This window comes from Streptomyces sp. NPDC057428 (genome assembly GCF_042803195.1).
Lineage (GTDB): Bacteria > Actinomycetota > Actinomycetes > Streptomycetales > Streptomycetaceae > Streptomyces.
Genome location: NZ_JBHVCT010000070.1, coordinates 24,234 through 32,504 on the forward strand (window position 1 = coordinate 24,234; position 8,271 = coordinate 32,504).

Below are 8,271 nucleotides of genomic sequence, written 5' to 3' on the forward strand. Positions count from 1 at the left end.
CGTGGGTGAGGCGATCGGTCAGATTCTGCCCTACGGCGTCGCCGTGACGCTGAGCGCGTTCCCGATCATCGGTGTGGTGTTGATGCTCGCCACCCCCAGGGCGCGCTCCAACGGACCAGCGCTACTCCTGGGCTGGGTCCTGGGCTTGGCCCTGGTCGGCACGGTCGTGCTGCTGGTCTCCGGCGGCGCCGGCCCGAGCGACCAGGGGCAGCCGGCCGACTGGGTCAGCGCCCTCGACCTTGCGCTCGGCGTGCTGCTGCTGTGGGTGGCGGTGAAGGAGTGGCGCGCCCGGCCGCGCGGCGACGGGGAGGTGACGTTGCCGAAGTGGACAGTCGACTCGTTCACTCCTGTCAAGGCGCTGGCACTGGGGATGGCACTGTCCGCCCTCAACCCGAAGAACCTGCTGCTCTCGATCGCCGCGGCGTCGGCGATCGCGCGCACGGATACCTCCGCCGGCGCACAGGCCGTGGCACTGGCGGTCTATGTGGTGCTCGGGGCGCTCGGGCCCGGAACGCCGGTCGTGCTCTACTTCGCCCTCAAGGAGCGCTCGAAGAGCATCCTCGACGGTCTCAAGCTCTGGATGGAGCGGAACAACACGGCGATTATGGCCGTGATCTGCCTGCTCTTCGCCGCGAAGCTGCTGGGCGACGCCATAAGTGATCTCTCCTCGTGAGGGCGGACGCGCACTTGGTAGCCCCGGGGGTACCTGGCTCGCTGATCGCGGTATCGCTGGGAATTGCCCTAGCTGCGGCCTTTGATCTGAAGGACCACGGTGTCGATGTCGTCGGCAGCATCGACACAGGTCTGCCCTCGTTCGGCTTCCCCGATGTCTCGGTCGATGATCTCGGCGGCCTCGCTGCCGGAAGCGTCAGCGTGACGCTCGTCGCCTTCGCCGAGGGACTCGCTGCGGCGAAGAACTACGCCGCCCGCGACCACTACGAGGTCGACGCCAACCGCGAACTGATCGGGCTCGGCGCCGCCGGCCTGTCCAGCGGCATGGTTGTCAACGGCAGCCTCTCGAAGACCGCTGTCAACTGGTCGGCGGGCGCACGCACCCAGCTCTCCGGGATCCTCGTGGCCGCCCTGACCGTGATCACGCTCCTCTTTCTCACCGGCCTCTTCGAACAGCTTCCCGAGGCGGTGCTCGCCGGGGTGGTGCTCGCGGCGCTGGTGGAGTTGGTCGACTACCGTTCGCTGGTCTCCCTCTACCGCGTCTTCACGCGCAGGCTCGGCCAGGCCTAAGGCGTCGCCGCGCGGCCGGATTTCATGGCCGCGGTCGCGGCGATGCTCGGGGTGATGGTCTTCGACACGTTGCCTGGCCTCGGAATCGGCATCGGCGTCTCCCTGCTTCTGCTCCTGTACCGCTCCTCGCGCCCGGTCATTAGCGAACTAGGGCAACTGCCCGGGAACGGACACTTCGCCGCACTCGACAGACACGGCGAGAGCCGCAGGATTCCCGGAGTGACCGTGCTGCGCGTCGAGGCCGGCATTTACTTCGCCAACGCCGAGTCGATCCGGTCCGAGGCCCGAGCGGCCGTCGCCCGTGAAGGGGTGACGGTGGTCGTGATCGACGCCGAAACAGTTCCCTTCGTCGACGTCAGCGCCGTGCGCATGCTCGACAACCTGGCCGAGGAACTCGAGGATCTCGGAGTCCGGCTCCTGCTCGCCCGCGAGGTGGGCCAAGTGAGGGACGTGTTGCGCACTGCCGAAGCCAGGACGGATCTGAGGCGCGTGTATCTCACTGTGCGGGCGGCGGTCGACGTGGCCAGGACCGGCTCATGCCTCGCCCCTTCGATACGGAGCCAGTCGAGTCGTCGGCGGCGGTCCGGGGGAGGGCGAGCCCGTTGACGGTGCTCAGCGGAAAGCCTCAAGAGCGGGGGCCTGTGACGGCGGGGTTCCGGGCGGTGATCCCGGAACGGGTGGACCGGAAAGCCAACCGAGTGCGGCGCGGAAGCCTCGGCGGCAGACCAGACAGCTCACCGGCAATCCGTGAGACAGGAAGCAGGCACCAGCCGCCCACCGGCAGGCAATCCGGTCACCGGACCTCGACGCACAGTCACGGGCTCGTCGACTGTCGTCGCGGGATTGTTCCTGCTGTCACCGAGCCACTGGGCGTGCCCCTGCAGGAATAGGCAGGGCTCCGGCAGGTCCTCACTGTATGGGCGCTGCAGGGTTCGGGCCGGCGCAGGGCCGGAAGTCTCGGCCTGGGCTTAAGGAGAGAGGTGGGGCTGAACAACGGGGGCAGCAGCGCCCGGAGGGGCAGGCCCGGGGAGGCGCGATCTTGCCGCAGCACCACTCTCTTTGCGTCCCGGGATTGGTGTCGCGTCGTACGGGGCATCCTCTGCCTGCTCGCGTGCTTGCCCGTCGGACGGTGGACCTCCCGAGACCGGAATCGGACCATGCGACGGTATACCCGTACCCGCCGGTAGTGGTGGCCGTCGACCGTATCTGCACATGTTTTTTCAACGCGCTTTACCCGATCCCGGGATTTCGATCATGTGATCGGGGTCACAGGGGTATTTGCTGGACAGCCCGAGTCGATCACGTTTCGATATGGCCTGCGGCATCGACGATCTCGGTCCGCAACCACGGGAATTTTCCGAATCTTATCGTTGGCAATGGCGCTTAACGAGGGGTGGGGGCGTGTCAGTGATCTTGACGTACGCACAAGTAGGAATAATGGCGTTCGGACGCGGGGACCGCGCAGCGGCAGCACGATGCTGAGCCGGCTGCTCCCGCCCGCTGGTCCGGCACGCATCCTCACCGGTATCACCCTGGTGCACACCCTGGGGCAGGGCCTCTGGATGGCACTGAACGCTATCTATGCGACCGTCGTGCTGGGATTGTCGCCCGGCCGGTTCGCTGTCGGCGTCGGTGTTGCCGCCGGTGTCGCCCTTCTGGTCAGCACCCCCACCGGGCATTTGGCCGACCGCGTCGGTCCGCGGTGTGTGCAGATCTGGTCCTTCATCGCCCTCGGGCCGCTCACGGCCGCCCTGCTGGTCGTCGACGGCTTCAGGTCGTACCTGCTGGTGGTAAGCGCACAGGCGGTCGCCTACAGCGCCAGCCGCAGTGCCCGAATGGCCATGATCGCAGGGCTGGTGCCGCCCCAGGACCGGGTCTCCGTCCGTGCCTACCTGCGGGCCACCAGCAATGTCAGCGTCTCCGTCGGCGCCGCCCTGGCAGGCCTGCTGCTCGCAGCGGACTCGGTGTGGGCGTACAAGGCGGCCGTCGTCTTCAACGCCTCAACCTACCTGGCTACGGGTCTGCTGACCCTGCTGCTGCCCGCTGTAGCAGGGCAGCCAGCCCGCCCGGGACCTGCTCTGACGGTGTTGCGAGACCGGCCCTACCTCAGCTTCGTGGTGCTGGACGGCCTATTGTCCATGCACAACCTGCTACTTGACGTCGTCCTGCCGCTGTGGGTGCTGCACCGTACTCACGCACCGCGCTGGATGATCGCCGTGATCCTGCTGACCAACACGCTTGCCGTGGTGCTTCTCCAGGTCAGGGCGGCGCGCGGGACGGACGAACCGACGGCGGCGGCCAAGGCCTCGCGGTCCGGGGCACTGTGCCTCGCCGCCGCCTGCATGATCTTCTCCTTCAGCGGGGGAGCCCCCGCAGCGGTCGCCGGAGCCCTTCTCCTTCTGGGTGCGCTCGCACACGTTCTGGGTGAGATCCGACAGTCTGCTGGCAGCTGGGGCATGTCCTTCGGGCTGGCGCCCGAACACGCCCAAGGTCAGTACCAGGGCACCTACGCGATGGGCTCGGACCTGGGCAAGATGATTGCCCCGGCCCTGCTCACCTGGCTCGCCGTCGACCACGGGAGCCTCGGCTGGCTGACCATGGCCCTCGGATTCGCGCTGGCCGGAGCCGCCATGCCGCGTATCGCCTCATGGGCGCTGCGCGAGCGGAAAGGTACACCGGACGCCGTCGCGGCGTGACCGGCCCGCGCCGCCGACCTTCATTGTTTTCCGTTCCGCTTCCCGATTCATCTACCTGTTCTATTTCGGCGCTTTCGCACGGCGCCTCCTAGTCTTTTTTCGGGCCGACGGATTTGCGCGAGATGTAAATACACCGCTGCGCGGACATCCGATTATGCGGGTTGCGGACTTGTGCGCCGTGTGTCAATTCGGCATGTCCGCCGCACGCCGGTCGAACGAAATGCAACGAGGGGACCATCACTGTGGGCGACATTTCCGCCGACTCACCGCACGCCCTGCAACTGCCTGTCCGGGACGCCGGGCACAACGCCCCGGACGGGGCGGGCCGGGGCACGCACTCCTGGTCCGGACCCGCCCAGCCGCCGGACGGGCTGGGGGCCGGGACCGGACCCGCCAACCTGTGGAACGCGGCCTTCACCGTGCTCATGCACCGCTACAGCGGCCAGGACGACATCGTGCTGGCCCGCTCGGGCGGCATCGCAGGCGCGCCCGCCGGCCCGCCTGTCGCGGTCCGCTCCGTCTCGGCCACGGGCCAGACCCTGCCCGCCCTAGCGCTCGTACTTGCCGGCACGTACCGGCAGGCTGTAGAGGAGGCCCCGACCGACGCAACGGCTGACCTGGGCAGCGGGATACGGGCGGGCTTCGTGGAGTTTGACGGCACTGCGCCGCTGCCGCAGGACCTCGCGCTCCTCCTGGAGGCCCGGCCCGCGCCGCAGGGCCCGCTGTTCACCCTGCACTACGACCGCGCCCTGTTCGGCGAGGCACTGATCGGCCGTATGGCGGCGAACCTCAACACGCTGCTGGCGGACGCGGAGGCCCGCCCCGAAGTCCCGGCCGACGAGCTCGCCCTGCTGTCTGAGCCCGAGGCCCACCGCCTGCTGCATCGTCTCAACGACACGGCCCTCCACTATGACCGAGACATAGCCCTGCACTCTCTCGTAGAGGCGCAGGCCGCCAGGACCCCCGACGCGCCCGCCGTCGAGTGGCGGGGCACCGTGCTGACTTACCGGCGGCTGGACCAGCAGGCCAACCGACTGGCACGGGCGCTGGCCGCGCACGGGATCGCCCCGGGCTCACGGGTCGGTCTGTCGCTGGCCCGTACGCACCACAGCGTCGCCCTGCTGCTCGCTGTGCACAAGGCCGGGTGCGCGTACGTACCGCTCGACCCTGCTTATCCCGCCGACCGGCTGAGCGCGATCGCCGCGACGGCCGACCTGGCCGCCGTCGTCCACGACCGCCCGGAGGCGCCGGAGTGGCTCGGTGGAGCGTCCGTACGGGCACTGCCGTGGGAGGAACTCTTGGGGAAGGCGGAGTCCGAGGACGAGCGGCCGCCGGGCGTCACCGTGGACCCGTCCGCCACCACTCACCTGATCCATACGTCTGGCTCCACCGGCGTCCCCAAGGGCGTGGTGATCAGCCACCGTAACGTGGTGGCCCTGCTGGCCTGGGCCGGGCAGACGTACGAGGACGGGGACCTCCGGCGCGTCCTCTTCTCCACCTCGCTCAACTTCGACCTGTCGGTGTTCGAACTGTGGGCCCCTCTCACCCGGGGCGGCTGTGTGGTCGTCGTGGACAACGTCTTGGCGCTCACCGAGGACGCAGAGCTGCGCCCGACTCTCATCAACACCGTGCCCAGCGCCCTGAACGTGCTGCTCCGACGTGGGGCCCTGCCCGACTCGGCCCGCGTCCTGAACGTGGCGGGCGAGCCGCTGTCCCGGGAACTTGTGAAGGAGGCCTTCGGTTCCACTCGCGTCGAGCGGCTCTACAACCTGTACGGGCCGTCCGAGGACACCACCTACTCCACCTGGAAGTGCTTCACAGGGCCCACTGACGGCGTGCCCACCATCGGCGTGCCCCTTCACAACACCGCCGCCTACCTACTGGACCCGCTCGGCCGGCCTGTGCCGCTCGGCGCCGCCGGTGAGCTCCACCTGGGCGGTGACGGCCTGGCCGGCGGGTACATCAATGACCCGGAGCGCACTGCGGCGTCGTTCGTTCCCGCCCCCGCCCACCTCGGGGAGGTGCCAGGGGGACGGCTGTATCGCACCGGTGACCTGGCCTGCTGGACCGAGGAGGGCGAGCTCCGCTTCCTGGGCCGCCGGGACAACCAGGTGAAGGTGCGCGGGTTCCGGATAGAACTCGGCGAGCTGGAAGCGGCGTTGCGCGGGGTCGTGGGCCTGAAGGACGTCGCAGCCCTTGCCGTGCACGCCGACGGGGACACCCGGCTGGTGTGCTACGTGGGTCTGGATGGCGCGGAAGTCACCCTGGAGGCGATGGCCGCCCACCTGAGGACAAAGCTGCCGCACTACATGCAGCCGGCCCGCATCGTCCTCGAGGAGCGGCTGCCGCAGTTGCCCAACGGGAAGGTCGACCGCAAGGCACTAGCCGCCAGGGACGTGGACTGGGGGCAGGGAGCAGGGGACGGACTCACCGGCGACGACCCGGACGAGGCCGAGGTGGCCGGGGTGTGGGCCGAGCTGCTCGGGCTGACCCGGGTCTCCCTCGGCCTGGACTTCTTCTCCGTGGGCGGTCACTCGCTGCTCGCCACCCTACTGGCGGCGCGCCTCTCGGACGCGGCCGGCCAGTCGGTAAGGGTCGCCGACATCTACCGCCACCGGACTCTCGCTGAACAAGCGGCGCTGCTGCGCCGCACCCGCGAGAAGGCTTCGGGGACGGCCGCCGCCGGGGCGGGCGGGGGACCAGCGGAGCGGCTGCGGGCAATCGCCGAGACTCTGCGGGAGTCCGCGCGCGACCACGGCGTACCAGGGGCGGGAGCGGCCGTGTTCCTCGACGGCACACTGGAGTTGACCTACCACGGCGTCACCGACACGGAGTCCGGGGCCGTGTACGGGCCGAACACGCGCCAACGCGTCACCTGCGTCACCAAGCCCATGCTGGCGTTCACCGCGCTGCGCCTGGTCGACAGGGGGCGAGTCGGCCTCGACGAGCCGCTGGACAAGTTGCTGCCCCAAGCGTTCCGGCGGCGCGGCGGAGGCACCGTGAAGGTGACGCTGCGACACCTGCTCTCGCACACCAGCGGAGTGGACGACTCCTACGAGGTATGGCACGACACTGGTCTGCCCGACCTCGGCTCCTACATAGCCACCCTCCCCTCCTACGGCCAGCTTTTCGAACCGGGCGAGGTGTTCGCGTACTCGGCGGTGGGCACCTCGATCGTTGCCGCGCTGATCGAGAAGTTGCTAGGGGTCCCCTGGCGGCGCGCGGTCAATGACCTGATGCTGGCCCCGCTCGGAATCCGGGAGATCCCCGAGACCTTCACTGAGGGCGGCCATTACGGGGCCACCGTCTCCGCCGGCTACGTGTGGACTGAACAGGTCAAGGGCTACCTGCGCCACGACCCGCCCTCCCAGACCATTGCCGACGACGCGGCCGGCTCGTTCTCGGTCTGCCTCACCCTGGAGGAAATGGCGAGGATCGCGATGCTGGCCATCGACGACGGGGTAGCCCCGGGTGGTGAGCGGCTGCTGTCGGCCGAGCTGGCGCGAGAGATGCGCAGGCCGCAGGTCCCCGTCCCCGGTCACCACTTCATGCATGCCTGGGGCCTGGGCTGGCTCATGTTCGGGCCGTCCGCCTTCGGCTTCAACTCCAACGGCAGCGGCCACCACAATTTCATCCAGGTCTTCCCCGAAGAGCGCTCCTTCCTGCTGCTGCTCGCCAACGCCTACCCGGCCTTCGGCCTCTACGAGGATTTGCTGCGCTCCCTCACCGGCGAGGGGCTCATCCGCACCGGGCGCCCGTTTGAGATGGAACTCAGCGACTGCGCCGGCCTGTACGCCTCCGACGGGTACCGGCTGGAGGTCCTGCACGGCGCTGCGGAACACCTGCGCTACGCGTACTCCGAGCGGCAGCCGGGCGGCGCGTGGCTGTGCCTGGACGAGGGCGACCTGGTGCTGTCCGGCGCCGGGGGCTTCAGCTCAATGTCCGAGAAGAACATCCTCGCCGGTTCGATCTCCTTCATCCCCACCCCCGGTACCGCCGCTTCAGGATTCGTCCGCATCGGCCAGCGCTTCGCGAGGAAGATACGATGACCGACCCGATCCACCCGCTGAACCCGTCCGCGTCTGCCACCCGGCACGTGGTCTTCGTGACCTGGAAGGCAGGCAACGCCCCGGCCTTCGAGGCGGCCAAGCGACTCGGCCACCACGTGACGCTGATCCGCTCCCTGTTGATGGAGCAGGCCCAGAACATCGACTTCGAGGTCTCCCCTTACGCCCAGTACCCGGGTTCCGCAGCTCAGTGGGTGTCCGATGAGTCGAATTGGGCATCAGCGCAGGTCAGCGAGTTTCGGCTAGTGGCGGGAGCCGGTATCGCC

At 68.9% G+C, this 8,271-nt stretch carries 5 protein-coding genes and 1 pseudogene; all 6 read left to right on the forward strand.

Going from position 1 to position 8,271, the window contains the following annotated elements; translation table 11 throughout:
* Nucleotide 1: 1 nt before the first annotated feature.
* Nucleotides 2–673, forward strand: coding sequence for a GAP family protein (locus tag ACFU5K_RS23730; RefSeq protein WP_384065018.1), 672 nt, complete (start codon nt 2–4; stop codon nt 671–673).
* Nucleotides 670–1,242: a SulP family inorganic anion transporter gene (locus ACFU5K_RS23735; protein ID WP_384065020.1), complete on the forward strand. Its 573-nt coding sequence runs from the start codon at nt 670–672 to the stop codon at nt 1,240–1,242. Before ACFU5K_RS23730 ends, ACFU5K_RS23735 begins: the two co-directional genes overlap by 4 nt.
* A gap of 24 nt (nt 1,243–1,266) precedes the next feature.
* Nucleotides 1,267–1,848 carry an STAS domain-containing protein gene (locus ACFU5K_RS23740; RefSeq protein WP_384065023.1) on the forward strand — a complete coding sequence of 194 codons (582 nt, stop codon included), beginning with the start codon at nt 1,267–1,269 and terminating at the stop codon, nt 1,846–1,848.
* An 869-nt stretch (nt 1,849–2,717) separates the two neighbouring features.
* The gene (locus tag ACFU5K_RS23745; protein WP_384065025.1) at nt 2,718–3,938 is read left to right on the forward strand and encodes an MFS transporter; all 1,221 of its coding nucleotides are present in this window, start codon (nt 2,718–2,720) and stop codon (nt 3,936–3,938) included.
* 242 nt (nt 3,939–4,180) lie between these two features.
* Nucleotides 4,181–7,987, forward strand: a complete 3,807-nt coding sequence (locus ACFU5K_RS23750) for an amino acid adenylation domain-containing protein (protein WP_384065027.1) — start codon at nt 4,181–4,183, stop codon at nt 7,985–7,987.
* A pseudogene (locus ACFU5K_RS23755) lies at nt 7,984–8,271 on the forward strand (hypothetical protein); the annotation flags it as partial. The gene ACFU5K_RS23750 and the pseudogene ACFU5K_RS23755, both read left to right, overlap by 4 nt.

Bases quoted from the DNA above. Each gene is read 5' to 3' on its own strand.
- ACFU5K_RS23740 (WP_384065023.1), top strand. From the start codon at position 1,267: ATGGCCGCGGTCGCGGCGATGCTCGGGGTGATGGTCTTCGACACGTTG.
- ACFU5K_RS23745 (WP_384065025.1), top strand. From the start codon at position 2,718: ATGCTGAGCCGGCTGCTCCCGCCCGCTGGTCCGGCACGCATCCTCACC.